This window comes from Thiolapillus sp., from assembly GCF_048562965.1.
GTDB lineage: Bacteria > Pseudomonadota > Gammaproteobacteria > Chromatiales > Chromatiaceae > Thiolapillus > Thiolapillus brandeum_A.
Genome location: NZ_JBHNMF010000703.1, coordinates 1 through 1,570 on the forward strand (window position 1 = coordinate 1; position 1,570 = coordinate 1,570).

Annotated in this window: 1 protein-coding gene; it reads left to right on the top strand. The window is 47.9% G+C overall.

Annotated features, from left to right (window positions below; all coding sequences use genetic code 11):
• A partial coding sequence (locus ACOCD2_RS19340) for a DUF1998 domain-containing protein (protein WP_419625920.1) occupies nucleotides 1-1,570 on the top strand: 1,570 nt, incomplete at both ends.

Below are 1,570 nucleotides of genomic sequence, written 5' to 3' on the forward strand. Positions count from 1 at the left end.
GTCCAGGTAATGATGAGCTAGGAGCAATTAAGGATGGCTTGCTGTTGGGTGCGTCTCTCTATACCGATATTTTTGAACTGCAGCTATGTGAACCGGAAACCGGCAATGCAATCAGTCCTTTCCAAGCTTACTCTATCGCCGTTGTATTGCGCAGAGCATTGTGTCGATCCATTGGCATTGAACAGGATGAGATTGGCATACATACAGAGGCATCACGCGGGCCAAAAGGTGAGTCAGCCAGATCTATTTTTCTTTATGACACAGCATCTGGCGGTGCGGGCTATGTGACTCAGGTGGCTTGGCAGCTGCCGGCCTTATTGGAAGAAGCGGCGAAGTTGCTGGAATGCCATTGTGATAAAGCTTGCCAAGCCTGCCTTCTAACTCATGATACCCAGCATCATATTGAACTGCTAGACAGGCGGGCAGCACAGTCTTTACTAAGCGCCAATTACTTGGATGCGCTGAGGCTTCCAAATGAACTAAAGGTCTTTGGAGAACAGAGCAAATTAGAGCTTGAGCCGTTATCCATTGCCATTCAACGTGAATTGCAATACAAGAATATAGACGAATTCCGATTCTATTTGGGAGGTAGGATAGAGGACTGGGAGCCGCTGCAGTGGTTGCAGAGCCAGAAGCTAGAAAAACTGCGTCAAAACGATATCCGGATAATTCTGATTGCTGACAGCCGATGCATCAACCTCTTAACCCAGTCACAATCAGGAGAGTTGGCAGCAGTGATGGAAGTGACCGGCGCTTCTCTCTTGCTTGCATCAGGACAGGAGATGTTGATAGGTGATAGCGACAATGCCTTACCACTGGTACTGGAAATGGGTGGGGTGACAGGATTTGTCCGCTGGGCCGCCACCGGAGAACAAGCGACGGTGCCGGGGGAAACGTGGGGTACTGGCACAGAAGAAACGCGGTTTCTGATTACAAGAGGTCCTCATGCGTTGTCCCCTATTTCCAGTGATTGGAAGGAAATATCACCTGCAGGTTTAAGGCATACGGCTCCCGGTCTAGTAGAAATCAATATCCATCGGGAATTGGATGGCCTCGCAGTTGGGTTTGGACAACGCGCCTGGAAACTTATTTGTGAAAAGGATGAGGTTATATCGCAAAGACTCGCGTCAGGTGAAAAAATTGTGACGATTTCTTACAGCGATAGATATGTGAAATCGCCGTTGGTACTGCTGTTGTTATTCTCGTTTTTTCATGAACTCATGGATTATCCCGGAGGACTCGGTGAGGAATCAAAAATTCAGCTGATCACGGAACTATTAAAACGAGACGAGACACGGAACCCATATCTTCTTTTTCACGATTGGCAGGATAGGCAGGTAAGACGTGAACTGTTCGAACAGATATTTGGAACACTCGGGGAATTTCGTTTGATAGAAAAGCGTAAACAGGAAGTCCCACATGCCCGCACACTGACAATTCAGTGGAAGGATGGGGAGAATTGGACTATGAGGTTGGACCAGGGTTTGGGGTATTGGCGACTGGATAAACGTGTGGATGCCTCCTTCCCTTTTGAAAGGGATAGTCAGCGACAGTTACAGCATTTACTTAG